Source organism: Arsukibacterium indicum (genome assembly GCF_019100565.1).
GTDB lineage: Bacteria > Pseudomonadota > Gammaproteobacteria > Enterobacterales > Alteromonadaceae > Alishewanella > Alishewanella indicum.
This window is the reverse complement of record NZ_JAHRID010000001.1, coordinates 102,450-128,691: the sequence shown is the minus strand read 5'-3', so window position 1 is coordinate 128,691 and position 26,242 is coordinate 102,450. Positions and strand designations below refer to the sequence as shown.

Here is a 26,242-nt window from a genome sequence, read left to right as displayed (position 1 = left end):
TTCTCCTGTATTCGGGTCACTGTTAAGATTATTTGGCACCAAAGCGGCGACGTACCACCTGATAATTACGGCCAAAGTAACCTACAGGGACGCTCCAGATATGCACTAAGCGACTGAACGGGAACAACACAAACAGGGTGATACCCCAGAACACATGGGCCTTGTAAATCCAGTGCAAGCCGTCCACAAATTCAATGGCTTCTGCCGGGCGGAAAGTAAGCAAATACCGTGACCAGCTCATCAGGTCTTTCATAACATAACCACTCATATGACCTGTTGATACGAAAATAGTGAGTATGCCTAAAATAAGTTGCCAATAAATTACCAACAGAATTAACGTATCCATTAGTGAACTACTTGCTCGTACTCTCGGATTGAATAATCGTCGATATACCAACATGGTCATTCCTACAAAGCAGATAATACCAAATAGACCTCCAACACCCAGCGCAATAAGCTGCTTAGTTGGCAGATCAATACCCACAAATTCCCACACTTCATAAGGTATAACCAGGCCCGCAAAATGCCCGGCAAAAATCATAATTATGCCAACATGAAATAAAATGCTGGCGATGCGGAAGTGTTTATTTGACAGCAGCTGGCTGGACTGCGCCCGCCAGGTATACTGTTCGCGCTCATATCGCAGCAGACAGCCCAGAAAAAATATGGCTGATGCCACGTAGGGGTAGATACCAAATAACAACATATCAATAAATTTCATGACTAGACTCCTGACGGAATGTTGGTGTTGGCTGGCTTGGTGGCGTCAGTCCATTGCATCGGAACATATTGGTCGCGGCGCTGGGTTTCAGAAGGTTTACTGCTAGTGGCACAGCCGTCGTTTTCGGCGCCCGGACCAAAGGTCACCATTTCCTCTTCCCAAACCTTATCCAGCGCTTCATTCGTGTGATCAGGTTTTTCGGCTTTTAATTGCTCACGCAGAGGCTCCAGCTCTACCTGTACCCCAGATAGTTCCAGCAACGCTGCAAATAACGCCTGATAGTTGCTGTTTCGCTGTTCTAACCGGCACTGCAGCACCGATAAAATGTGCGCGACTTCGGCCAGGCCCAGCCGGGCGTTCTCCTCACCCTGAGTCGCCAGAAACTCCAGATACAACGGAATATAGTCGGGCAGTTCCCGCACACCAATATCTAAACCGGCCTGCTGATACTGCTGCATTAAATCAACCATCGCCTGACCACGGTCGCGCGACTCGCCGTGCAAGTGTTCAAACAACAACAGAGATAAAGAGCGGCCGCGTTCAAACAAACCATCATACTCAGATTGCCAATCCATAATGTCGCTTTGCGAACGTTCGTTAATAAACTCAGTTAGCTGCAGCTGTTGTTTCGCCGATATGTCTGCCTGGCGGACGATAGCCAGCAAGTCGCTGCTGGCTTGCTGCAACTGTAGTTCCGGGTAATCCAGCAACAGTGATATAACTCGAATAATATCCATAACTTACTCCTTCATTGTCACTGGAATGACTTTGCGGACACCTTTGGTAGTGCCACCAAAAATATTCAGTTTACTTTCGCCCCCGGCGCAGCCATTACCAAAGCTGAAGCCACAGTCACTTTTCATGTCATAAGCGTTTTCAGCGTAGGCGCGGTGACTGGTAGGAATAACAAAACGATCTTCATAGTTGGCCAACGCCATATAGCGATACATTTCTTCAACCTGGACCGCGGTCAGGCCTACCTGAGTTAACACCTCAAGATCTTCCACGCCGTCAACCTGCTGCGAGCGTTTAAAAGCGCGCATCGCTATCATTCGTTCCAATGCACGTACTACCGGCGCTTCATCACCGGCAGTTAACATATTGGCCAGATAACGCAATGGGATACGCAACGATTTTAAATCCGGAATTTCACCATTCATACCAACATGACCGGCCTGCACCGCACTTTGAATAGGTGACAATGGTGGTACATACCAGACCATCGGCAAGGTACGGTATTCAGGATGCAATGGCAGGGCGACTTTCCACTGCATGGCCATCATGTAAACCGGTGAGCGCTGGGCGGCTTTCAACCAGTTGTCGGTAATACCTTCAGCTTTAGCGGCAGAAATAACATCAGGGTCAAACGGGTCGAGGAAGATATCAAGTTGCGCCTGATATAAGTCTTGCTCGTTCGGGGTACTGGCAGCGGCAGCAATTTTATCGGCGTCATACAGCAACACGCCTAAATAACGAATGCGGCCGACACAGGTTTCAGAGCAGACTGTTGGCTGGCCTGCTTCAATCCGCGGGAAACAGAAAGTACATTTTTCTGACTTACCACTTTTCCAGTTGTAGTAGATTTTTTTGTAAGGGCAGGCCGAAACACACATCCGCCAGCCGCGACATTTATCCTGATCTATCAGCACTATGCCGTCTTCTTCCCGCTTATATATCGCACCGCTGGGACAGGCCGCTACGCAAGCCGGGTTCAGGCAGTGTTCGCATAAGCGCGGCAAATACATCATAAAAGTTTTTTCAAACTGACCGTAGATGTCTTTTTGGACTACTTCATTAAAGTTCTGATCTTTTTTACGTTTAGCAAACTCAGTACCAAGAATCTCTTCCCAGTTCGGGCCCCACTCAATTTTCTCCATCCGCTGGCCGCTAATCAGCGAACGTGGCCGAGCCACCGGTTGGTGTTGGGTATCGCCAGCATTATGTAAATGTTGGTAGTCAAAATCGAACGGTTCATAGTAATCATCAATTTCCGGCAAATCCGGGTTGGCGAACAAATTCGCCAACACCCGCAGCTTGCCGCCAATTTTTGGCACCAGTTTGCCATTTTTTTCGCGGCTCCAGCCGCCGTTCCATTTTTCCTGGTTTTCCCAGTCTTTCGGATAACCAATACCTGGCTTGGTTTCAACATTATTAAACCAGGCGTACTCTGCGCCTTCACGCGAGGTCCAGACGTTTTTGCAGGTGATGGAGCAAGTGTGGCAACCAATGCACTTGTCTAAATTCAGCACCATGCCAATTTGGGCTCTAACTTTCATAATACTCACTCCAACCTTATTTAGTATCCAGCCAGTCGATTTTGCTCATCTTCCGGACAATAACGAATTCGTCACGGTTACAGCCGACCGTACCGTAGTAGTTAAAACCGTAAGCTTGCTGGGCATAACCCCCAATCATATGGGTCGGCTTCATTACTGCGCGGGTAACTGAGTTATGAATACCACCACGACTCCCAGTCATCTCTGATCCCGGTATATTTACAATCCGTTCCTGAGCGTGATACATCATGCTCATACCTTCCGGTACCCTTTGCGACACTACTGCACGTGCTGAGATCGAGCCATTCACGTTAAAAATCTCTATCCAGTCGTTGTCCTCAATGTCGGCGGCTTTGGCGTCAATTTCGCTCAGCCAGACGATGGGGCCGCCGCGTGACAGCGTTAGCATCAGCAGGTTGTCAGAGTAGGTGCTGTGAATGCCCCATTTTTGATGTGGGGTAATCCAGTTCAGCACGATCTCTTTGTTACCATTTGATTTTTTGTTCAGCACCGGCGCTACCGTTTTTAAGTTAATTGGCGGCTTATAACTACACAGTTGTTCGCCAAAGTCGCGCATCCACTCATGGTCCTGATAAAACTGCTGACGACCGGTAATGGTGCGCCATGGGATCAGCTCGTGCACATTGGTGTAGCCGGCGTTATACGACACATGCTCATCCTCCAATCCCGACCAGGTAGGGGAGGAGATAATTTTCCGGGGCTGGGCCACAATATCGGCAAAGCGGATTTTCTCGTCTTCTTTTGGTAAAGCTAAATGAGTATGATCGCGGCCGGTCATTTTACTCAGGGCCGCCCAGGCTTTTACTGCAACCTGGCCATTCGTTTCCGGCGCTAATGTTAAAATCATTTCGCAGGCATCAACGGCACTTTCAATTTTTGCCATGCCTTTGTTTACGCCCTCATCGGTATGCACCCGGTTAAGCTGGCGTAAAAATTCAACCTCAACTTTGGTATCCCAGCCAATGCCTTTACCACCATTGCCCAGTTTATCCAGCAATGGGCCAACCGAGGTAAAGCGGGCATAGGTGTTGGGGTAGTCACGCTCTACCACATTAATGTGCGGCATGGTCATGCCGGGTATGGCATCGCATTCACCTTTCCACCAGGCTTTTACGCCGTAAGGCTGAGCCAGCTCGGCTGGGGTATCGTGGTGCATTGGGGTGGTAACCACATCCGTTTCCACCCCCAGATGACCCACTGATGCTTTCGAGAAGGCTTTAGCAATACCTTTAAATATTTCCCAGTCGCTACGTGCTTCCCATACCGGGTCAATCGCAGCCGTTAACGGGTGAATAAATGGATGCATATCCGAGGTATTCATATCGTCTTTTTCATACCAGGTGGCCGTAGGCAGCACGATGTCGGAATACAGGCAGGTGGTCGACATCCGGAAATCCAGAGTGACCCATAAATCAACTTTGCCCTCAGCAGGCTTATCGGTCCACTCAATATCCTGTGGCTTTTTGCCACCAAATTCGCCCAGATCTTTACCCAGCAAACCATGTTTGGTGCCCAGTAAATGGCGCAGCATATATTCATGGCCTTTACCGCTGGAACCTAGCAGGTTAGAGCGCCAGATAAATACATTACGCGGGAAGTTCTGCGGACTTTCCGGCTGCTCGCAGGCAAACTTAATTTTGCGATCTTTAAGCTGCTGCAGCACATAATCTTTTAGATCAACCCCAGCGGCTTTGGCTTCAGCTGCCAGCCCCAGCGGGTTAATGCCAAGTTGCGGCGCTGATGGCAACCAGCCCATCCGCTCGGCGCGGGCGTTGAAATCAATAATGCTACCGCTCCATTTCTCTTTATTGGCCAGTGGCGAGACAATTTCGGTCATATCCAGCTTTTCATAGCGCCACTGGCTGGAGTGGTTGTAAAAGAATGACGTACCATTCATATGACGCGGTGGTCGTTGCCAGTCGAGCGCAAAGGCCAGTGGGGTCCAGCCGGTTTGCGGCCGCAGTTTTTCCTGACCGACATAGTGGGCCCAGCCACCGCCACTCTGGCCGATGCAGCCGCACATCATTAACATGTTCACCAGCCCACGGTAATTCATATCCATGTGATACCAGTGGTTCAAAGCTGCACCAACGATAATCATCGAGCGACCACGGGTTTTATCTGCGTTGCGGGCGAATTCGCGTGCTACCCGGATGACATCATCGGGTTTAACGCCGGTAATTGGCTGTTGCCAGCCCGGAGTATAGGGTACGTCATCGGTGTAAGATTTAGCACGGCTGGCATCACCGATGCCATTCTCGACACCGTACTGCGCCAGCATCAAATCAAATACGGTGGCAACCAAGGCAGTGCTACCATCGGCGAGCTCAACCCGCTTGGCTGGTATTTTGCGGATTTGCAAATCATCGTGCGCAGTGTGCTGAAAGTACTTATACTCATGTGGTGCACCACCAAAGTAAGGGAATGCCACGTCAACCAGCTCATCGCGCTTATCTTTTAAGGTTAATTGCAGCTCCAGATCGCCGTCTTTATCTTTTTGCTCCAGGTTCCATTTGCCGCTCTGGCCCCAACGGTAGCCAATGGCACCATTCGGGCTGGTTAAACGGCCGTCTTTATTCAGCGCAATGGTTTTCCAGTCCGGGTTATTTTCTTCACCGAGATTATTAACCAAGTCAGCCGCGCGTAGAAAACGGCCCTGGCTCAAGTGAGTTTCGCCTTGCTCCAGCATTACCAACATGGGCATATCGGTGTAGCGACGAATATAGTCGGTAAAGTAAGGGCTAGGGTTGTCGACATGGAATTCTTTTAAAATAACATGACCAAAGGCCATCGCCAGCGCGGCATCGGTGCCCTGACGGGGGGCCAGCCAGGTATCACCAAATTTTGAAGCTTCAGAATAGTCCGAGGTAATAACGCAGGTTTTGGTGCCTTTATAACGAACTTCAGTTAAAAAGTGCGCATCCGGGGTGCGGGTTTGCGGCACGTTCGAGCCCCAGACAATAATGTAATTCGAGTTATACCAGTCTGCCGACTCCGGCACGTCGGTTTGCTCACCCCATACCTGAGGTGAGGCTGGGGGTAAGTCGCAGTACCAGTCGTAAAAACTTAAGCAGTTACCGCCAATTAATGATAGATAACGGGCGCCGGCCGCGTAAGATACCATCGACATTGCCGGAATGGGCGAGAAGCCGGTTACCCGGTCGGGGCCGTAGGTTTTAGTGGTATACACGTTAGAGGCGGCGATCAGCTCGTTTACTTCATCCCAGGTCACCCGGATAAAGCCCCCTAAACCGCGGCGCTCTTTATAACTTTTCGCTTTAACCGGATCTTTAACAATAGATTCCCAGGCTTTGACCGGATCCGCATGCTGAGCTTTGGCTTCGCGCCACAGCATCATCAGTTGCTGGCGCATCTTTGGGTATTTAAGCCGGTTGGCACTGTAGATATACCAGGAGTAGCTGGCACCGCGCGGGCAGCCACGTGGTTCATGGTTTGGTAAGTCCGGCCGGGTACGTGGATAGTCGGTTTGCTGGGTTTCCCAGGTTACCAGGCCATTTTTCACATAGATTTTCCAGCTACAAGAGCCAGTGCAGTTTACGCCGTGGGTGGAGCGGACAATTTTGTCGTGCTGCCACCGCTCACGGTAGCCTTGCTCCCAGCGGCGGTCTTGCTCGGTGGTAACGCCGTGGCCTTCAGCAAAGGGTTCCTTGCGTGCTTTAAAATAGCGTAGTTTGTCGAGAAGGTGACTCATATTTGGCTCCTGGTCTTGTCCGGCATGAACAGATATCTTGTTCTTCTGGTATGCACACTATAGAAACAACCTGGCGATAATGCTTGATTTGGATCAACGTCGCTAGCGCCCTAAATCTATGATAAAAAACGGAAATACCTATAAGGTGGTAGTGCATGCACTGGCTGAATGCCTGACAATAGCGGTTGCTATACCACCACTGGCTTAGTGGCTGATGAGGCAGCTACTGCCGCAGGAAAAAGGGGGGTAGCTCAAATGTGCCGCTGTGTTTAAGTACTTAGCTGCAGAGTTAGCGATAAACAGATATGCTTAACCTATTAACTTAACCGGAGTGCTTATGCGGCAGTTCTCTATTGTTACCCGGATCAATATCGCGCTGGCCTGTATTGTTACTCTGGCTATTGGCACTATGTTGGTATCGTATTGGTTGTCAGACAGAACCCAGAATGATGCGCATGCGGTAAATATTGCCGGATCGCTCAGGATGCAGAGTTACCGCATTGCCTGGTTAAGCCAGCAGCAAGAGCAAGCGAAATTGCAAGATGCGCTACAGCAATTTAATACAAGCTGGCAGCATCCTGTTTTTCAGCGGTTTTTAAGTGACAAGCAAATTTTGAGTAAATTCGAAGTGGCTCGGCAGAACTGGCAACAGATAGAACCAGCGTTTTTGCAGCAACCCATTCACTCGCAACAAATGGAATTGGCGTTGCAACAACAAATTGCTTTGCTGGAACAGTTGGTGCTGTCCATTCAGCAGGATGCTGAGCAAAAAGTGCGTAGTTTCCGAACACTTCAGCTGGTGGCACTGCTAGCCACGGTGCTGCTATCGGCTATCGTAATTTACTGGTTAAAAGTGATGGTGCAACAACCTCTGGAAGCACTGACTCAAGGTGCTAAGCGGGTGGCAATGGGTGATTTTACTCACCGGCTGACGGTAGACAATAATGATGAACTTGGCACCCTGGCGCACAGTTTCAACAAGATGAATGACTCGATTGCTTATATGTATGGCAGTTTGGAAAAACGGGTTGATGAACAGACCGTAGCACTTCAGCATTCCAATACCACCTTACGGTTCTTATATAATACCGCGCAGCGAATCAGTGAGCATGCTCCTGAGTTTGTCGATTTTAACAAGATCATTGCTGAGCTGAAAACCGTGGTGAAGCTGGATGATCTGGAGCTATGTTTGTTCACCGAAGAAGGTGACAAGCCCTATATGCAGATTTTACCTGACGACAGCACTACTGACCCCTGTGCTCAGAAAAACTGTGGCGATTGTTTAACTCAAGCTGAGGCTATTAAATGTGATCGCACCAATTATAACTATTTGTTACATCGGGACCGCAAGAAATATGGCGTGCTGGTAGCGCGCCTCGCTGAGGGGCAGACAATAGAGCTGTGGCAGCAACATTTAATGGCTGCAGTGGCTGACCAGTTAGCGTTGGCACTTAGTTTAAAGTCAGAAGAGCAACAGGTGCGACGTTTAGCCCTAATGCAGGAGCGTACCGTTATCGCGCGCGAGCTGCATGACTCCTTAGCGCAGGCGCTGTCTTACCTGAAGATTCAGGTAACCCGCTTAAACAAAGCGACAGCCAGGGAAGACAAAGCGACTATTGCCGATGTCTCTGCTGAACTTAAGCAGGGACTGGATGCGGCCTATCGCCAGTTACGCGAACTACTCACTACCTTCCGGCTTAAGGTGGATGGCAATGGATTATTAAGTGCGTTGCAGATCTCCGTTAAACAGTTAAGTGAGCAATCGGGTCTGCAGATAAAACTGGATTATCAGTTAGCGAATATCCCACTGGCACCGCATGAGGAAATTCATCTGCTGCAAATAATTCGCGAGGCCAGCCAGAATGCGGTGCACCATAGCGAAGGCAGCGAGATCCTGATCAGTTTGCAGCAAAAGCCAGATGAATTGATTGCGTTGGCCATTGAAGATAACGGCGTAGGAATTCCAGAGTCAGCGGAAAAACTGAACCATTATGGTCTGGCTATTATGCAGGAGCGTAGTAGGCAATTAGGCGGTGTAATTGATATAAGACGTAGGTCAGAGGGCGGTACCGGTGTGTATTTTAGTTTCAGACCGGAGTATCTATTGCAGCAGACAGCTTAACAAAACCTAAGTAAAGGCGCCGTGACAGCGCCTTTACTTTATACCTTATGGGTTATAGAACTCACCATTTTTACGCAAATAGAAAAACCAGTTAACCAGTAGGCAGAGGCCATAGAAAATGGCAAAGCCCACCATTGCATACTCAGGCGTAGCCGCTTTAATTTGTTCACCCAGAACTTGTGGAATATAAAAAGCACCATAGGCTGCCACTGCTGACGTCCAGCCTAATACCGGGCCGGCCTGCTCTCTGGGGAATACCACTGCAATAGTACGGAAGGTGGAACCGTTACCAATACCACTTGCAGCAAACAAGCCGAGAAAAATCAGGAAAAAGGGCACGAAATATTGTTCTGGCGTCGCACTTTGATATGCCAGTTGCATATAGTAGGCCGCCCCTAAAGCACATAAAATCATTACCACTGAGCAAAGTTGGGTGACAAAGGCACCACCAAGTTTATCAGCAATCCAGCCGCCAACCGGGCGAATAAGCGCGCCAATAAAGGGGGCAATCCAGGCGTAAGTTAACGCACTTGGGCCGTTTGGGTTGGGGGTGGTGTGCGTCATTACGCCATCGACCATAATATGGCTATAACCAAAAATAACCTGAATCGATAATGGAAATGCCGCAGCAAAGCCGATAAAAGAGCCAAAGGTCATTACGTAAAGTACGCTCATCACCCAGGTATGTTTATTATTAAAAATTTTATATTGTCGCTCCAAACTGGTGCGAATAGCGCCTGGTAGTAGCTTGAGCAAGAAAACCGTGGCAAATAATATGGCAATTAACACAATTTCTTTCGGGATACCGAAACCAGAACCATTGGCCGATTCTGGCAAAATCAACCACAAGCCTGCGATAGAGGTGATAAAACCAATGCCTAACATCGCAAGAATAATACTGAAAGATTTTGCTGCTGAAGGAAGTTTGGGGGTGACTTCTTCGGTGTGAATATTATTGGTACCAAACCAGAGCAAAAAAGCTAAAGGTATTAAGGTTATCAACCAGGCAAAACCGGCATTTTGGATCCAACTTTCTGTGCCTGCCGGAATAATACCTGTTACGGTGCCGCTCGCTTTATCAAGGATCATAGGCTCTCCCCCCCCAAGTAAGGTGAATACGCCATATGACATAAAAATGGGCACGAGAATTTGCACCGTGGTGACGCCAAAATTACCCAGGCCAGCGTTTAAGCCTAGCGCCAGACCCTGCTGTTTTTTCGGATAGAAGAAGCTGATATTTGACATTGAAGAGGCGAAGTTGCCGCCGCCGATCCCCGATAACAGCGCCATAAGCTGAAATATCCATAGCGGGGTATCAATACTCTGTAGTGCCAAGCCGGTGCCAACCGCGGGAATCATCAATAGACTTGTGGTCAAAAACAGGGTGTAACGTCCGCCACACAATCGCACAAAAAAGCTTGACGGAATACGCAGTGTAGCGCCAGTTAACCCGGCAATAGCTGTGAGGGTAAACAGTTCAGCAGTGCTAAATGGATAGCCAACATTAAGCATTTGTACCGTGACAATACTCCACAGCATCCAGACGCCGAACCCACAGAGCAAGCTGGGGATGGAAATCCATAAATTGCGCTGGGCAATTTTTCTTCCCTGATTGTGCCAGAAGCTTTCGTCCTCCGGTTGCCACTTTTTAAGGTCCGACATAGTTTACTCCTGTTAAAAGAATCGTTTTTAGCTTATTGAACTATGCAGGGCACTTGGCAATGTCACAATGTATCTTCGGAGTTAGCCGGTAAAGCCAGAGGGTTAGTTGGAGGTACTCACTAAGTGGTAGTGCGTCGGGCGCGGTGACTGTTTAGTCATTTATAATCAATTATTTAAATTTATATTTTGCCTAAAATAAGTTGAAATTATGAAATAGGCGGGCAGCATAGAATGGCTATTTTACTGATTTATATCAAAGTTAGCTGCTGCTTGTTATAAGCTAATAGCAGAAGCAATTTTACCTAATCTTGGAGCAAGACATGTCAGAGCACAAATCCAGCATTATGTTGGTGGATGACCACCCATTATTGCGCAAGGGTTTAAAGCAGTTATTAGCGCTGGAAGATGAGCTGGAAGTGATCGCTGAAGCTAGCAGTGGTGCAGAGGCAATACCCATGGCAACGGAGTTGGATCCGGATTTAATTATCCTGGATTTAAATATGCAGGGTATGGATGGTATTGCCACCTTAAAAAAAATGCGCGATGAGGGAGTAACTTCGCGGATTGTCATGCTGACCGTTTCTGATGCAGATGAAGATGTGGTTAATGCAATCAGCAACGGCGCCGATGGTTATTTACTGAAAGACAGCGATCCAGAGATTTTATTAGATCAAATTAAGCGTTCACTCACCGGCAAGATGGTGCTCAGTGAAGCCATTACTCAGGTCCTGGCGACAGCACTGCGCCGCCCGGCGGTGAAAACCTCGGCTGAATTAAACAGCCTGACCAACCGTGAGCACGAGATTTTAAGTTTTATTGCTAAGGGTTTAAGTAATAAACTGATAGCACGCGAGCTGAATATTTCGGATGGCACGGTAAAAGTTCATGTCAAACACTTACTGAAAAAGCTCGGCTTGCGCTCGCGGGTAGAGGCGGCAGTATGGATGGTAAACCAGCAAGGAGCTAAAGGCTGATGGCCCTCGCGGATGCAAAAAAACCGATGCAAAAGCCAATGTTAAGTGCTGAACAGGCATTACAGCAGATGTTGGCGCAGGTAACACCATTGGTTCAGCAGGAAACCGTCGTTTTAAGCAAGGCGTTAGATCGGGTATTGGCAGAGCCGGTTTGTTCAGATATTAACGTGCCGGGCTACGACAACGCTGCGATGGATGGCTATGCGCTGCGCGCCGCTGAGGTAAAACCGGATCAACCGTTAATTGTGGCAGGCAAAGCGCTGGCAGGCCACGCCTTCACAGACGTAATCCCTGCAGGGTATTGTGTGCGGATAACCACCGGTGCTGTGCTACCGGCAGGGCTGGATAGTGTTGTGATGCAAGAGCAGGTGGAACTTACTGAAAAAAGTAACCAACCGGCTATTCTTTGTCAGCTCCAACCAACTAGCGGCGAGCATGTCCGCCGCGCCGGTGAAGATGTCGCTAAGGGGCAGCAGGTTTTTGCGGCCGGCCATAAAATTCGGCCAGCCGATCTGGGCTTGCTGGCGTCACTGGGCTTTGCCCAAATCAAGGTGGTGCGGCGGTTGAAAGTAGCCATATTTTCCACCGGTGATGAGTTGCTGCCACCAGGTCAACCTTTGCTAGCTGGCCACATATACGACAGTAATCGTTACGTGATGGCGGCAATGCTGCAGCGGCTGGGTGTCGAGGTACTAGACCTTGGCTTATTAGCGGATGATTTGGCACAGATAGAGCAGGCATTTACTACCGCTATGGCTGAAGCAGATGTGCTTATTACCAGTGCCGGCGTGTCGGTAGGCGACGCCGATTATACCCGGCAGATCCTGCAAAAACTTGGCAAAATAGATTTCTGGCAGGTAGCAATTAAGCCTGGTAAGCCGTTCGCTTTTGGTAAACTCGATAACTGCTGGTTTTTTGGTTTACCGGGCAACCCGGTGGCGGCAGTGGTAACGCTGGAGCAGTTAGTGCAGCCGGTGCTGCGTAAGCTTAGTGGTGAGGCAGCCGACGTTACGCCGTCTTTGCTGCAGGCAGTATGCAGTGTGCCCTTGAAAAAGCAACCTGGCAGAGCAGACTATCAGCGTGGCTGGTACTGGCAGGGCGAAGATGGCCTGAATGTCAAAACCCTGGGCAGCCAAAGCTCGGGTATGCTTAGCTCTATCGCTAATGCTAACTGCTATATCGTGCTGGAGCGTGACAGCGCCAGCCGGCCGGCCGGGGAAAGGGTTTCAATACTGCCATTTTCAGATTTATTGCGTTAAACCAGTAGGGGCGTATTGTTTTTCTCAAAACGGGCGGTCCTAACCTTGCAGAAAATACCACCTTTGCGCCGGTATAAGCCGGCGCAACCTTGATCTGCATCAACAGCATCCACTGCAATAATCACCACACTGCGCACTAAACAATCCAAAACTGGAGTGGGTTATGTTATTGGTTGATGCGCTATTACACGAGCTAAAAGTATTTGATGTTAAACAGCTGTTTGGCATTCCGGGCGATTTTGTACTGCCATTATTTGAACAGTTGCAACAGCGTAGCACATTGCCTTTATATTATTTGAGTCACGAACCCTCAGTGGTATTCGCAGCCGATGCTGCGGCGAGGATCAGTAATAAACCTGCCGTAGTTATCCTGACTTATGGCGCCGGGGCGTTAAATGCAGTTAATGCGGTGGCGCAGGCTTATGTTGAACATGTGCCCTTAGTCGTTATTGCCGGCTTTCCCAGTCAGGCTGAAATTGAGCGTGGCCTGCAAATTCATCATCAGGCAAAAACGGTTAATTCGCAGCGCGATATTTATAGAGAAATTACCGCCATACAGTTGCGCTTAGATAACGCTGAGCGCGCCGGGGCAGATATCCGGCTGGCACTGCAAACGGCAAAAGAGCAGAGCCGGCCGGTACTGCTTGAAATTCCCCGGGACGCGGTGCAATTTAATACCAGCCCGGCGGGGGCTTACCAGCCAGCCGTCGTACCACAAGATCAACTGGCGTTGGCGGTGGCGCAGCTAGCCAAGCGGTTAGCCCTGGCTAAGCGGCCGGTGATCCTGGCCGGCGTTGATGTAAGGCGGTTTGATGCCGTCGCTGAGCTGGAAGCCCTAGCCAGCAAACTGAATATTCCCTTGGTCAGTACCCTGATGGGCCGTGCCAGTTTTAATCAGCAACATCCGCTGTACGGCGGTATTTTTCTGGATAAAACCGATGTCCGGCCCACTCAATTGCTGCGTGAAGCTGATCTTATTCTGCAAGTCGGTGTAATTAAAACCGACAGCAACTTTGCTGCCCATGCTGAGTTGTTTCCCCCTGAAAAAGTGCTTTGTCTGGAACAGCAGCAACTGGCCTTAAAGCCGTTTTTATCCACTATGCTGGCCCAAGCAATTACACCGTTTGCCAACCCTATGCCAGCTGCACCAACGCTGGCCGTGGTGGATAAATGGCAACTGACTGCCAGCAGTCTGGTGCAGCAGCTGGACCAGCTTTTAAGCGAGCGGCATGACACCGTGCCGCTTATATCCGATATTGGCGATTGTTTATTTGCCTCTTTGCATGCCAAGCCGAGCTTAATGTTAGCCCCGGCGTTTTACGCTTCTATGGGGTATGCAGTGCCAGCGGCCCTGGGTGTTCAGGCCGCTACCGGCTTGCGGCCGGTGGTGCTGGTAGGAGACGGTGCGTTTTTAATGACCGGGCTCGAACTTGGTCATTTTTCCCGCTATGGTTTTGCGCCAATTATTGTTCTTTTTAATAATCAACGCTGGGACATGATTGATGCTTTTGCCCCTGGCCTAAACTGCACCGACTTGCATCACTGGCAATATGCTGAGCTGGCGCGCAGCATGGGCGGGCACGGTATGGCAGTAAGTACTCTGGAAGACTTTAGTCAGGCGTTTAGGCTGGCAAGTGAAAGCGCCAAGCGCTTTAGTCTGATTGAGGTAATGTTACCCAGAGGCAGCCGAACCGAACGTCTGACTAACTTTGCAGCTGGTTTTAAAGCAGCAGCCAGGGTTGGCCTGACGCCATGCTAAAGCGGGCGACATTGCGGCAGATCAAAACTGTTGACGCTGCAAACGCTAGAATAGCCACCATTTTTCAAGTTCGAACAGCAGGTAACCAATGTTAAAACCTGAATTGCTGTCACCCGCCGGCAGCCTGAAAGCGATGCGCCTCGCATTTGCTTATGGTGCCGATGCGGTATATGCCGGTCAGCCGCGCTATAGCTTAAGGGTGCGTAATAATGAGTTTGATTTAGCCTCCCTTGCCACCGGCATCAGTGAGGCGCATGCGCTGGGTAAAAAATTCTATGTAGTGGTTAATATTGCGCCGCATAACAGTAAACTGCAAAGCTTTGTCGCTGATATGGCACCGGTTGTGGCACTGCAGCCAGATGCACTTATCGTCTCCGATCCCGGAGTTGTCTATCTGCTTCGCCAGCATTTCCCAAAGCAGCCACTGCACTTGTCGGTGCAAGCCAATACGGTAAATTGGGCTGCAGTGAAGTTCTGGCAGACGCAGGGGGTAGAGCGGGTTATTTTATCGCGCGAGCTGGCGGTGGAAGAAATAGCTGAAATTCGCCGCCAGGTACCCGGGATGGAGCTGGAAGTGTTTGTACACGGTGCGCTCTGTATGGCCTATTCCGGCCGTTGTCTGTTATCGGGTTATATTAATAAACGCGACCCGAACCAGGGTGCCTGTACTAATAGTTGCCGCTGGCCTTATCAGGTGCATGCCGCCACAGAGGATGAAGCAGGCCAGTTTAAACCTATTTCCACACCAGCACTACTGGAAGAGCAGGGCCGCCCCGGCGAGCTGATGGCCATTGATGAAGACTTGCACGGCACTTATATTCTAAATTCCAAAGATTTACGGGCTATAGAGCATGTACCGGCACTGACTGCGATGGGGGTGCATTCGCTTAAAATAGAAGGCCGAACTAAATCACCTTATTATGTGGCACGTACCGCTCAGGTATACCGCCAAGCTATTGATGATGCGGTTGCCGGTAAAGCGTTTGACCCACAGTTACTAACTGAGCTTAACGGCATGGCCAACCGTGGTTTTACTGAAGGTTTTTTGCGCCGGCATAAACCGCAGGACACGCAGAACTACGCCACCAGCCACAGTGCTGGCGAGCAACTCTTGGTTGGCGAGTTTATTAGCGAGCAGGACAGTGAAGGCTTTGCCCTGTTGGAGGTAAAAAACCAGTTTGCGGTGGGTGATAGCCTGGTGCTGATGATGCCTGAGGGGAACCAAAGCTTTACCCTGCAAGCGCTGCGCGATAAGCAGGACAACGCCATTGTACTGGCGCCCGGCGCTTGCTATCAGCTTAAGGTAAAGTTACCTGCGCAGCACAATCTTAGCTTTGCCATGCTGTTAAAGCAGCTGCCTGCAGTGGCAACAGCCAGCAATGACCTAGCCATTAATGCGGCAGGTTAGCCATGCCTGCTGTAATTGAAGCCAGCTGCATTAATTGTGATATGTGTGTGCCAGAGTGTCCGAACGACGCCATCATTATGGGCACCAAACATTATCAGGTTGACCCGCAGCTGTGTACCGAATGCATTAGCTACTATGATAAGCCTACCTGCATTGCCGTTTGCCCGATAGATTGTATTGAGTTAGTTGAGTAAGGATTTACTGCCGGTTGCGTACTGTAACCGGTTAAATTGCGCTATGCTTTAACTTAATTGAAACGTTACCCGTCGGCGGCCGTGACTTATATCGTTCAGATCCGGGCAAGCAAGTTGGAGAGCAAGATGTCTGATGTGAAAGAAAAGATAACTGAGATTGTTCAATCCCAACCGGATGATGCCAGTTATGAAGAGATTTTGCGCGAGTTAGCATTTGAACATATGGTTCAGCGCGGCCTGAAAGATGTCCGGGAAGGACAGGTAGTCTCCAATATGGTAATGGAACAACAAATACGTTCATGGTCGAAATAAACTGGACTGCAGAAGCGCAGCGCTGGATGCGCGATATTTACGACTATATTGCAGTTGATAATCCGCTTGCTGCGTAGAGCCATACTTATAGGTGTAATATGGAAGAGAAGCTAGCGGCTCTAGGAGAACTCCAAAAAAATTTTGAATCTGTCGGAAGAGAGCTTTTTGAAGCTTGTGAAGGCCAACTATTCCCTGCAGACGCGCTATTTCTTGCCAGTTGCAACAGAGCTCTTCAGGTCTTACACGGATTTATGCTGATCTTGCGGAATAATGGTTACTCATGTGGCGTTGCACTACTAAGAATTCAACTCGATTCTATTCTCCGTCTACACGGAATTACACTAACAGCTGACCCACATGACTCTGCAAACAAGGTTATCCAAGGAGAAAAACTTTCCAAGATAAAAGACAAAGCTGGAAGACAGCTTTCAGACGCATACCTTGTAGATCGGTTAACGGAAATAAACCCCTGGTTAAAAGATACCTATAGGCATTGCTCTAGCTACATCCATCTTTCAGATACCAGCTTTCATCATCTACTAGACAAGTCAGAACAAGTTCCAAATACAAATGAGAGAAAGCTCTATATTGGCTCAGATGAGTCAGAAATTGCAGAAAAATATAAGATTGAGCTAATACAGGCATTCAGCGTTGCTACTGAGGGGATTCAAAAATTGACTAAAGAGTGGACAATTAAACGCCACATATTTGGCTGCCCAGAAGTACTAAAGAAACAATATACTACGACAGCTTAACAACGCACTTAAGTGTGACACAGGTTGCATGATTTCAATACGTTTGCGTAATCAATCACTTTTTTGCTCCCCGAAAAAACTACATTCATTAATCCAGCGCCACTGCCTTAATCTGCGCATATACCTGCTGACCAACCTGTAATCCCAATCTTTCAACAGAATGTTTGGTTAGCAGTGCCTGCAGTGGCTGTCCTTCCAGTGTTAGCTGTACCAGCGTTTCTGCCGGGTGCGGCGCGATGTTAAAACCGCTGATACTTACCTGTAACTGATTGCTGACTGAGCTGTCGCTAAGCGGCTTCAGGCTTAGCGCAACATCGCGCGCCTGAATACGTAAGCGGTATGAAGTGGGGGAATAGCTGGCGGTGTTGGCATGTTGCGGTGCTGGCAGTTGTAACTGCTGCTGGCCGATGCTGAGCTTAAGCAAGTGGTTGTTGCTGCCTTGGCTTTGCGCGTGCAGCAGCGACATAGCGCCGATGGCGGCCAGTTCGGGTTGCAATAATTGCTGCTGTAGCGGGCCCTGGCTGTGAATGCGGCCGTGCTGCATTAGTACCAAATGATCGGCTAGTTTTACTACGTCATCCAGCTGATGGCTAACCAGCAGTATAGGTATGCCGGTGGTGTTAGCGATGCGCTGTAAAAATGGCAGAATTTCACTGCGGCTTTGTTGATCCAAAGATGCCAAAGGTTCATCCAGCAGCAATAACTGTGGCTGGCTTAGTAAAGCGCGGCCTAGTGCTACCCGCTGGCGCTGGCCGCCGGATAATTGGCCGGGTGCTTGTTCCAGTAACGGTGCCAGCTCCAGTAACCGGATAACCTGCTCTGGCTTAAGTTGTACTGCAATATGTTTTGCCAGCCGCTTAAAGCCATACAGCAGGTTTTGTTTAACCGATAAATGCGGCAGCAGGCTGCTTTCCTGAAATACCATACCAATCCGGCGCTGATGCACCGGCACAAAGCGGCTGCCTTGTTGCCATATTGTGGCGCTACATTGCACAGTAGCATCAGCATGGCGATCCAGCCCGGCGATAGCGCGCAGCAGGGTGGTTTTGCCACAGCCAGAGCGGCCAAATAAGGCGGTTACGCCCTGCAGCGGCAGGCTGTTATTGAGCTGCAAAGTAAAAGCATCGCGTTTTACCGTTAGTGTAACCGCTAACATCATAACGGCGCCTCACGTTCAAAGCGCCGGTGCAGGCCGTACACAATAAACAGCACCACGAAAGCGCTGATTAACAAGCCAAGCGACAGTTGATGCGCCTGAGCATAATTCATCGCTTCGGCGTGATCATAGATCAGCACCGACAGCACCTGGGTTTCGCCGGGGATGCTGCCGCCGAGCATTAAAATTACCCCAAATTCGCCCATGGTATGGGCAAAGGTCAGGGTAGCGGCGACAATAAAGCCACCGCGACACAGCGGCAGCACCACGCTAAATAGCTGATCGAGCTTGCCTGCACCCAGGGTAGCAGCCACTTCCAATGGCCTTGGCCCCATCCGCCGGAAGCTTTCCAGCAGCGGCTGCACGGTAAAGGGTAGTGAATAAATTACCGAGCCAATTAAAATGCCGCTAAAGCTAAACGCCAGGTGATTAAGCCCCAGTTGCTGCAGTGTACTGCCGACAGCACCATGCGGCCCCAGCAACAGCAGCAAGTAAAAGCCCAGCACTGTCGGCGGCAACACCAACGGCAGCGCCACTATCGCCTGAATAGCGGTGCGCAGCTTGCTTTGGCTAAGCGATAACCACCAGGCCAGCGGTGTGCCCAGTAGCAATAAAATAAGCGTGGTATATAAACACAGCTTTAACGTTAGCCGGATGGCTTGCCAGTCCTGCGGGCTAAGGGTCAGGAAAAGTTCAGGCATGGTGTTACTCCTGCTCGCCTTGCCGAGCACTAACAGGAAGTTCGAAACCATAAGCTTGCATAATGGCTAGCACATCTTTGTCAGTCATAAAGGCAGTAAACTGCTGTGCGGTGTTGTTATTAGCACCGTGGCGGGTAATAACATAGGCCTGGCTCAGTGGCTGGTGCAGCTCTGCCGGAATAAGCTGATAACCGTGGCTTGCTCGTTTAGAAGAGTTAGCTAATTCGGGAAACTTGGCCAGCGCCAGGGCAATAATGGCAATGTCGGCCCCACCGCTTTGCGCCATTTGCGCGGTTTGGGCGATATTCTCGCCATAAACTAATTTAGCTTCCACAGCAGGCCAGACACCAACTGCTTGCAAAGCTTCTTTGGCGCGCAGGCCATAAGGTGCATGGGCGGGCTGGGCGATGGCCAGGCGGCGAAAATTCAGCTCTGTCAGTTGCGCCAGTTCAATACCCGCCATATTCTGGCGCGGGCTCCACAGCACAATCCGGCCCAGTGCATAAAGTTGCGGCTGCGATAGCGCATGCCCTTCAGCATAGAGTTGCTCGGCAAACTGAATATCCGCCGAGAAAAACAGATCATAGGGCGCACCATGGCGGATTTGGGTGCTAAGTTTGCCGCTGGAGCCGTAAATGACCCGTACCTCGGCCGCTGGCTGTTGCTGGTGAAATAGCGCAATTACATCATCCAACGCATAACGTAAGTCTGATGCGGCGGCTATGGTCAGCTTGTCGCTGGCATAAACCGGTAGGGCGTAAACCAGACAAAGCAGGCAAAACAGCAATCCACTGTGGATCATACCTTACTCCCAGCGCGCCAGCGCCTGCTGATCACTGGCTTTGGCCTCAACCCAGTAATCACCCGCTGCGGTATGTTCTTTTTTCCAGAACGGTGCGCGGTTTTTCAGGTAATCCATAATAAATTCACAGGCGGCAAAGGCCGCGGCACGATGCGCGCTGGCAATGCCCACAAACACAATTTGCTCATTCGTTTTAAGCGTGCCCACCCGATGAATAATGTGCACTGCGCCAAGCTGCCAGCGTTGTTGTGCCTGTTCGGCAATAGCGACAAGGGCTTGCTCAGTCATACCTGGGTAGTGTTCCAGCGTCATACTGTGCAGGATGTTATTGCTAAGCTCGCGTACCAGGCCACTAAAAGTTACAACAGCACCACATGCTGAATGGCGGCGTAGCTCGTCATATTCACTCGCCAGGCAAAAGTCATCGCATTGTACAGCCACAAATACGCTCATATTAACCACCAGTAATCGGAGGGAAAAACGCCAGCTCATCGCCATCGCGTACCGCGGCACTTAACGGTACCAGTTGCTGGTTCACGGCACAGAGTAAATCGGTGCGACTAAGCTCTTGATGCCACAAACTGTCGTGGCCTTTGAGCTGCTCCAGTACGGTGGCAACACTTTGGGAGTTGCTGTCACACTGAAGCAGATATTGTGAGCAATCCAGCCGCTCGCGTAGCGCGGCGAAAAACCGGATCTTAATCATTGAGGCGTCTCCAAATTATAATGTCCCGACTTACCGCCGGTTTTTTCCAGCAACCTGATATCGCTGATGGTCATGGCTTTATCCACTGCCTTACACATATCGTAAATGGTCAGCGCGGCGACACTGACTGCGGTTAAGGCTTCCATCTCCACCCCGGTTACACCACTTAGTAAACAGCTGCTTTCTACCCTAATCTGACCTTGCTCGGGCTTTAGCTCAAAATCGACAGTTACTTTGCTGAGCATTAATGGGTGGCATAGCGGGATCAGCTCGCTGGTTTTCTTTGCTGCCATAATGCCGGCAATCCGGGCCGTGGCCAGTACATCGCCTTTTTTCAGCAGGGCTTGTTCAATTAAATGAATTACTTCTGGCGTAGTTTGCACCAGCGCACCGGCCCTGGCCAGCCGGGTTGTTGCGTGTTTAGCGCTAACATCAACCATGGCCGCGGCGCCGCTCTTATCGATGTGAGTAAGTCCGTTATTAATAAACTGTTCTGTTTCTGACATCTCAGGCTCCACAGCTATTGGTTGGGCTGTTTTTAACATGGGCTAAAAAATTACAGGGGCCGGTATGGCCATCCAGCTGCGGTAAGATCAGCTGTTGCATGGCAAGCGTGCAAGCCCCGCCAGAGCCCGGCATCGCAAATAACAAGGTGCCATTCGCTATGCCGGCCAACGCGCCAGATTGCAGTGCGGCCGAGCCTAACGCGTTAAACGATAACTGGCGAAATAGCTCACCAAAGCCCGGTACTGTGTCATCCAGGAGTGGCGTTGTGGCCTCCACCGTGCAATTACCCTTGGCATATCCGGTACCACCATTAAGCAGCACCACCTGGATGGTATCGCTGGCTATCCACTGACTTAACACAGCACGTATTTGATATTTGTTATTCGGCACTAATGTCCGTTCGGCCAATTGATGCCCCGCAGTTTGCAGCAGCTGACACAGTAATTCACCACTACTGTCGGTGTTGCTGGTACGACTATCTGATACAGTAAGTACGGCTATCGTCAGCGGGTAAAACCTGCTTAAATCAGGCCTTGGCATAATGCTCTCCGTTATTCAGTAAATTCAGGCAAAGCTGCCAGTCTTGTGGAGTATTGGTATTAAGCAGTTCAGTGGTCGGAGCCGGTAGGTATACGGAATTTAGCTTTGCTAACAGCGCTTTAACCGAACGCTGGCCGTTTTGTAGTTGTTTACTAATCATGGCACTAAGTGTCGGGTTTACCGGCAGTACGCAGGGCAGCGGGCTATTTGCAAAACAGGCGGCTTGACCAGCTGCGTGTTGCAGCAGCCGCTGCAGACTAAGTGTGCTCAATAATGGCGTATCTATCGGTAATACCAGTAACTGCGAGCTGCGACAGTGCACAAGTGCCGCCAAAATACCGGCTAAGGGCCCCTGTTGCTGAGTCTGATCGGCAATAAATCCCGGTTGATTGCGACTAACCAGCACCTCACAGGCACCAGTAGCCAGCGCAAGTTGTTGCATATGCTCAAGCAAACTCTGGCCATTCAGGCTTAACAGCGCTTTATCCTGGCCCATCCGGCTGGACTGACCCCCGGCTAAAATCAGGGCGCTAAATTGCATACAACTGCTCATCTTAGCCGCCAATCTGGGCTAAATGGCGGGTGCTGCCACTGTAGTCTTGTTGCAGCTGATGGCTGAAAGCTTTGCCTTGCACTGCCTGCTGTAAAAACCGCATCAGTGGCGCACTGTCATCGCTCTGCAGCAAGCTTCGTAGCTCCTGATGGCTGTCGGTAAACAGACACAAATACAGCTGGCCCACGCTTGAAACTCTAAGCCGGTTGCAGTCGGCACAGAAGTCTTTGCTGTAAGGCATAATCAGACCAATCCGCCCCTGATAATCTGCATGTGAGTACTCCAGCGCCGGACCGTCAGTTTTCGCTTTGACGTTCAGCTGCCAGCCCTGATCCAGTAGCTGTTGTTGAATGCTGGCACCACTTAGATGTTGGCGCTGATAAAAATCAGCATTATCGCCAGTGCGCATCAGCTCAATAAAACGCAGCGCAATATCCTGCTGCTTCACAAACTTAAGAAAATCCGGCAGGGCCAGAGCATTGTGCTGTTTTAGCAGTACGGTATTAATTTTTACCTGCTTAATGCCAATGGCTTTAGCATGGGCTATGCCTTCTAAGATGTCGGCTAATTTGTCCTGGCCGGTGACCAGGTGAAAGGTGTCGGCATCCAGACTATCGACGCTAACGTTTACCGCATCCAGCCCGGCTTCTTGCCAGGCCAGCGCATCACGTTTTAACCGGTAGCCGTTGGTGGTCAGTGCCACTTTTTCAATACCGGGCACCGCTTTGCAGATAGCGATAATTTCGGTTAAGTCTTTACGTAAGGAGGGCTCGCCGCCGGTGATCCGTATTTTACGGGTACCTAACTTAGCAAATGCCGTAACCAGGCGTTTAATTTCGCTCAGGGATAATTCACCGCTACGGGAGTCACAGTCATTGCCATCAGGCAGGCAATAGCTGCAGCGAAAATTGCAGATTTCAGTAACAGACAGCCGCAAATAGCTAAAGCGGCGCGCATAAGCGTCAGTTAACATAGTTCACCTTTCCAAATGGGGAGGTAAGGCCGTTTCCAGACTTACCCGGTGGCGTTAGTGCCACGGCAAAGGCCTCATGGCAGTATTGCTTTGCAATACTGCTTTAGAGCGCCTTGCTCGGTGTTGTGGATATAAGCTTAAAAGCTTTGCATCCTTATTGTTATTGCCATTAAGGGGCGCTTTACTACTCCGTTGGGGGTAGTATCCACACCTGGCCATCCAGCAGCTGCACATTAAATACCTGTAATGTCAGCGCGCTATCGCTTAAGCACTGGCCGTCGCTGAGCCGGTACTGTTGTTTATGTAGTGGCGCCGCAACATAAAACTCGCCGCCGCTTTCACCAACCAGGCCATGGGCCATTACCGGTGCGCCGGTTGCAGGGTCGATATGGCTGACGCCATACAGCTCTACCGCTTCGCCGGGTAAGTAAAACAGCGCTATAGCATACTGGCCAAACCTTGCTGCCACACCGGAAAAGGGCGCTAAGTCTTGCTGCTGGCACAGTGCTATCCAATCGGCTTGTGGCGCGTGGTCAGTGTCAGCCGTTATCGCGTAAGCAAGCTGGCTCATAGGGTGGTCTCCTTGCTTTCAATGGTAACGTCGATGTTAAGCTGGCGACTGGGAATAAGCTGGCCGCGCTCCGGCATAAAGCCGAGCTCACTACGCGCCGGCGCTGCGGCGTTAACATAGCTGTTAAAGCGGGCACGCTGCTCTGGATCCTTTAGCACGGTTTGCCATTCGCACTGGTAGTTGGCAATCAATAGTTGCATCTGCGCTTCGAGCTCTGCAGCTAAGCCTAAGCTGTCGTGAATAATCACATCACGCAGATAATCCAGCCCGCCTTCGAGGTTATTCATCCAGCTGGCGGTGCGCTGCAGGCGGTCGGCGGTTTTGATATAAAACATCAGCAAGCGGTCGATATAGCTCAGCAGTTGTTCGTCGTTAAGGTCGGTGGCAAAGAGGTCGGCGTGGCGCGGTTTCATGCCGCCATTACCGCAGACATACAGGTTCCAGCCATTTTCGGTGGCAATAACACCGACGTCTTTGCTTTGCGCTTCGGCGCATTCGCGGGTGCAGCCGGATACGGCCATTTTAATTTTGTGCGGCGCGCGCACGCCTTTGTAGCGGTTTTCCAGCAAAATCGCCATGCTAACGCTGTCCTGCACGCCATAACGACACCAGCTGCTGCCAACACAGGATTTTACTGTGCGCAGCGACTTGCCATAGGCATGACCGGTTTCAAAACCGGCATCAATCAGCTGTTGCCAGATCAGCGGCAGCTGATCCAGCGTCGCGCCAAATAAATCGATGCGCTGGCCGCCGGTGATCTTGGTATACAGCTGGTATTGCTCCGCCACCTTGCCAATGCTGATTAACATGGCCGGGGTAATTTCGCCGCCCGGAATGCGCGGCACTACCGAATAGGTGCCGTTTTTCTGCATATTGGCAAGGAAAGTATCGTTGGTGTCTTGCAGCGCCACATGCGGTTTGGCCAGCACAGGCTCGTTCCAGCAACTGGCCAGAATCGACGCCACCGCCGGTTTGCAAATTTCACAGCCATGGCCGCGACCGTGGCTTTTGATCAGCTCGTTAAAGGTTTTGATGCCATCGACCCGAACCAGATGATACAGCTGCTGGCGGCTGTAGCTAAAGTGCTCGCATAAGTCGGTGCTTACCGCCACACCGCGGGCCGTGAGTTCGTGCTCGACCACGCTTTTTAACAGCGCGGCGCAGCCACCACAGCCGGTGGCGGCCTTAGTGCAGCTTTTAATGCCGGCTAAATCCTGTACGCCGTTATCCAGCGCAGCACAAATGGCGCCTTTGCTGACATTATGACAAGAGCACAAAGTAGCGCTAGCGGGCAGGGCCGCCGGGCCCAGCAGCGGCTTGCTGCCGGATTGCGGCAGCATCAGGCTGTGCGGGTCGGCTGGCAGCGTTATGCCGTTCAGCGCATATTGCAATAAGCTGTCGTAATAGCTGTTATCGCCGACCAGCACCGCGCCCAGCAGTTGTTTGCCGTCACTGCTTAACACTAATTTGCGGTACTCGCCCAGTAAGTCATTGCGATAACGCAGGCTGATGCTACCCGGCGTACGGCCATGCGCATCGCCAATGGAACCGACATCGACCCCGAGTAATTTCAGCTTGGTCGACATATCGGCGCCGCTAAAACTCTGGCTGCTATCGCCAGTTAGCACAGCCGCCGCGGTACGCGCCATCTGATAACCAGGCGCCACTAAGCCAAATAACTGGCCCTGCCATAAGGCACACTCGCCAATGGCAAAAATATCGGCATCGCTGGTTTGGCACTGGTTGTTAATCACAATGCCGCCGCGTGGGCCCAGCTCCAAGCCTGCTTCTTTGGCCAAAGCGTCCTGCGGCCGGATGCCAGCCGAGAACACAATAAGATCGGTTTGCAGCACACTGCCATCAGCAAAGTTAAGCTGTAAGCGCTGCTCTGTGCCTGGCGTGATGCTGCTGGTGGCTTTGTCGGTATGTACGCTTACGCCTAACTGCTCAATTTTACTGCGCAGCAGCTCGCCGCCGTCTTTATCCAGCTGCACCGGCATCAGTTGCGGCGCAAACTCCACTACATGCGCCTCCAGGCCCTGCAGTTTCAGCGCATTAGCTGCTTCGAGGCCCAGCAGGCCGCCGCCGATCACCACGCCGACTTTGGCGCTCCGGCTGCTGGCACTGATGGCCTCAAGATCCGCTATGGTGCGGTACACCAGACAGTGGGCGTTATCGTTACCGGCAATCGGCGGCACAAAGGGGTAAGAGCCGGTAGCCAGTACCAGCTTGTCGTAAAAGTAACGTGCCTTAGCGGTGGTGACCGTTTTGGCGGCGCGGTCAATCGCCAGTACCGGCTCGCTCAGCTTTAACGCGACCTTGTTGTCGCTATAGAAGCTGTCCGCAGCCAGTTGCAGTTTGCCGGCATCGCCATCGCTAAAGTAATCGGATAAATGCACCCTGTCATAAGCGGGCCTGTCTTCGCCGGCAAAAACGGTAACTTGCCACTGCGTGGCATTGGCCTGGGCCAGAAATTGCTCAATAAAGTGCTGGCCAACCATACCGTTGCCGATCAGCAGCAGCTGTTTTGTGGTGCTTGTTGTCATCGTCTTGCTCCT

Annotated in this window: 24 protein-coding genes and 1 riboswitch; of the genes, 8 read left to right on the top strand and 16 right to left on the bottom strand. The window is 50.7% G+C overall.

What is annotated here, in order from left to right:
• Nucleotides 1–28 precede the first annotated feature (28 nt).
• Genes narI through KQY15_RS00545 form a run of 4 tightly spaced genes read right to left on the bottom strand, consistent with a single transcriptional unit; the run spans nt 29 to nt 6,730 of the window.
• Nucleotides 29–721 carry a respiratory nitrate reductase subunit gamma gene (narI, locus tag KQY15_RS00560; RefSeq protein ID WP_217666448.1) on the bottom strand — a complete coding sequence of 231 codons (693 nt, stop codon included), beginning with the start codon at nt 719–721 and terminating at the stop codon, nt 29–31.
• A 2-nt stretch (nt 722–723) separates the two neighbouring features.
• Nucleotides 724–1,458, bottom strand: coding sequence for a nitrate reductase molybdenum cofactor assembly chaperone (gene narJ / locus KQY15_RS00555; protein WP_217666447.1), 735 nt, complete (start codon nt 1,456–1,458; stop codon nt 724–726).
• Nucleotides 1,459–1,461: 3 nt separating this feature from the next.
• Nucleotides 1,462–2,997, bottom strand: a complete 1,536-nt coding sequence (gene narH, locus KQY15_RS00550) for a nitrate reductase subunit beta (RefSeq protein WP_217666446.1) — start codon at nt 2,995–2,997, stop codon at nt 1,462–1,464.
• A gap of 16 nt (nt 2,998–3,013) precedes the next feature.
• Nucleotides 3,014–6,730, bottom strand: a complete 3,717-nt coding sequence (locus tag KQY15_RS00545) for a nitrate reductase subunit alpha (protein WP_217666445.1) — start codon at nt 6,728–6,730, stop codon at nt 3,014–3,016.
• Nucleotides 6,731–7,067: 337 nt separating this feature from the next.
• On the opposite strand from KQY15_RS00545, the gene KQY15_RS00540 reads away from it, so the two are divergent.
• A complete protein-coding gene (locus KQY15_RS00540; RefSeq protein ID WP_217666444.1) occupies nt 7,068–8,852 on the top strand; it encodes an ATP-binding protein in 1,785 nt (594 codons plus the stop codon).
• 45 nt (nt 8,853–8,897) lie between these two features.
• Here the strand turns inward: KQY15_RS00540 and KQY15_RS00535 are convergent, their stop codons facing one another.
• On the bottom strand, nt 8,898–10,514 hold the full coding sequence (locus KQY15_RS00535) for an MFS transporter (protein WP_217666443.1): 1,617 nt from the start codon (nt 10,512–10,514) through the stop codon (nt 8,898–8,900).
• A gap of 320 nt (nt 10,515–10,834) precedes the next feature.
• Between KQY15_RS00535 and narL the strand changes: the two genes are divergently transcribed.
• The 7 genes from narL (at nt 10,835) to KQY15_RS00500 (ending at nt 17,175) form a co-directional block, all read left to right on the top strand.
• Nucleotides 10,835–11,488 (top strand): two-component system response regulator NarL, encoded by a 654-nt coding sequence (gene narL / locus KQY15_RS00530; RefSeq protein WP_217666442.1) that lies wholly within the window; start codon nt 10,835–10,837, stop codon nt 11,486–11,488.
• The gene (gene moeA / locus KQY15_RS00525) at nt 11,488–12,747 is read left to right on the top strand and encodes a molybdopterin molybdotransferase MoeA (RefSeq protein ID WP_254795377.1); all 1,260 of its coding nucleotides are present in this window, start codon (nt 11,488–11,490) and stop codon (nt 12,745–12,747) included. Before narL ends, moeA begins: the two co-directional genes overlap by 1 nt.
• Before the next feature lie 163 nt (nt 12,748–12,910).
• The gene (locus KQY15_RS00520; protein ID WP_217666441.1) at nt 12,911–14,506 is read left to right on the top strand and encodes a thiamine pyrophosphate-binding protein; all 1,596 of its coding nucleotides are present in this window, start codon (nt 12,911–12,913) and stop codon (nt 14,504–14,506) included.
• Nucleotides 14,507–14,594: 88 nt separating this feature from the next.
• On the top strand, nt 14,595–15,914 hold the full coding sequence (trhP, locus tag KQY15_RS00515; RefSeq protein WP_217666440.1) for a prephenate-dependent tRNA uridine(34) hydroxylase TrhP: 1,320 nt from the start codon (nt 14,595–14,597) through the stop codon (nt 15,912–15,914).
• A 2-nt stretch (nt 15,915–15,916) separates the two neighbouring features.
• The gene (locus KQY15_RS00510) at nt 15,917–16,108 is read left to right on the top strand and encodes a YfhL family 4Fe-4S dicluster ferredoxin (protein WP_217666439.1); all 192 of its coding nucleotides are present in this window, start codon (nt 15,917–15,919) and stop codon (nt 16,106–16,108) included.
• 126 nt (nt 16,109–16,234) lie between these two features.
• Nucleotides 16,235–16,420 carry a hypothetical protein gene (locus tag KQY15_RS00505; RefSeq protein ID WP_166840753.1) on the top strand — a complete coding sequence of 62 codons (186 nt, stop codon included), beginning with the start codon at nt 16,235–16,237 and terminating at the stop codon, nt 16,418–16,420.
• Between the two features lie 98 nt (nt 16,421–16,518).
• Nucleotides 16,519–17,175, top strand: coding sequence for a hypothetical protein (locus tag KQY15_RS00500; protein ID WP_217666438.1), 657 nt, complete (start codon nt 16,519–16,521; stop codon nt 17,173–17,175).
• 88 nt (nt 17,176–17,263) lie between these two features.
• Here KQY15_RS00500 and modC read toward each other — a convergent pair whose 3' ends face one another.
• From modC to nirB, 11 genes are all read right to left on the bottom strand, one after another.
• Complete coding sequence (gene modC / locus KQY15_RS00495; RefSeq protein WP_217666437.1) at nt 17,264–18,334, bottom strand: molybdenum ABC transporter ATP-binding protein; 1,071 nt, start codon at nt 18,332–18,334, stop codon at nt 17,264–17,266.
• Nucleotides 18,331–19,032, bottom strand: coding sequence for a molybdate ABC transporter permease subunit (gene modB / locus KQY15_RS00490; protein ID WP_217666436.1), 702 nt, complete (start codon nt 19,030–19,032; stop codon nt 18,331–18,333). Before modB ends, modC begins: the two co-directional genes overlap by 4 nt.
• A 4-nt stretch (nt 19,033–19,036) precedes the next feature.
• The gene (modA, locus tag KQY15_RS00485) at nt 19,037–19,834 is read right to left on the bottom strand and encodes a molybdate ABC transporter substrate-binding protein (protein ID WP_217666435.1); all 798 of its coding nucleotides are present in this window, start codon (nt 19,832–19,834) and stop codon (nt 19,037–19,039) included.
• Between the two features lie 3 nt (nt 19,835–19,837).
• Entirely contained in the window at nt 19,838–20,287 is a 450-nt protein-coding gene (gene moaE, locus KQY15_RS00480; RefSeq protein ID WP_217666434.1) for a molybdopterin synthase catalytic subunit MoaE, read from the bottom strand.
• Between the two features lies 1 nt (nt 20,288).
• A complete protein-coding gene (locus KQY15_RS00475; RefSeq protein WP_217666433.1) occupies nt 20,289–20,540 on the bottom strand; it encodes a MoaD/ThiS family protein in 252 nt (83 codons plus the stop codon).
• Complete coding sequence (gene moaC, locus KQY15_RS00470; RefSeq protein WP_217666432.1) at nt 20,537–21,046, bottom strand: cyclic pyranopterin monophosphate synthase MoaC; 510 nt, start codon at nt 21,044–21,046, stop codon at nt 20,537–20,539. Before moaC ends, KQY15_RS00475 begins: the two co-directional genes overlap by 4 nt.
• Nucleotide 21,047: 1 nt before the next feature.
• A complete protein-coding gene (locus KQY15_RS00465; RefSeq protein WP_217666431.1) occupies nt 21,048–21,587 on the bottom strand; it encodes a molybdenum cofactor synthesis domain-containing protein in 540 nt (179 codons plus the stop codon).
• Complete coding sequence (gene mobA, locus KQY15_RS00460) at nt 21,574–22,140, bottom strand: molybdenum cofactor guanylyltransferase (protein WP_217666430.1); 567 nt, start codon at nt 22,138–22,140, stop codon at nt 21,574–21,576. The genes KQY15_RS00465 and mobA overlap by 14 nt, the downstream gene beginning before the upstream one ends.
• 1 nt (nt 22,141) lies before the next feature.
• Nucleotides 22,142–23,113: a GTP 3',8-cyclase MoaA gene (moaA, locus tag KQY15_RS00455; RefSeq protein WP_217666429.1), complete on the bottom strand. Its 972-nt coding sequence runs from the start codon at nt 23,111–23,113 to the stop codon at nt 22,142–22,144.
• Nucleotides 23,102–23,247: riboswitch (molybdenum cofactor riboswitch) on the bottom strand. Its footprint overlaps the gene before it by 12 nt.
• A gap of 50 nt (nt 23,248–23,297) precedes the next feature.
• Entirely contained in the window at nt 23,298–23,684 is a 387-nt protein-coding gene (nirD, locus tag KQY15_RS00450) for a nitrite reductase small subunit NirD (protein ID WP_217666428.1), read from the bottom strand.
• Nucleotides 23,681–26,230 carry a nitrite reductase large subunit NirB gene (gene nirB / locus KQY15_RS00445; RefSeq protein WP_217666427.1) on the bottom strand — a complete coding sequence of 850 codons (2,550 nt, stop codon included), beginning with the start codon at nt 26,228–26,230 and terminating at the stop codon, nt 23,681–23,683. Before nirB ends, nirD begins: the two co-directional genes overlap by 4 nt.
• Between the last annotated feature and the right edge of the window lie 12 nt (nt 26,231–26,242).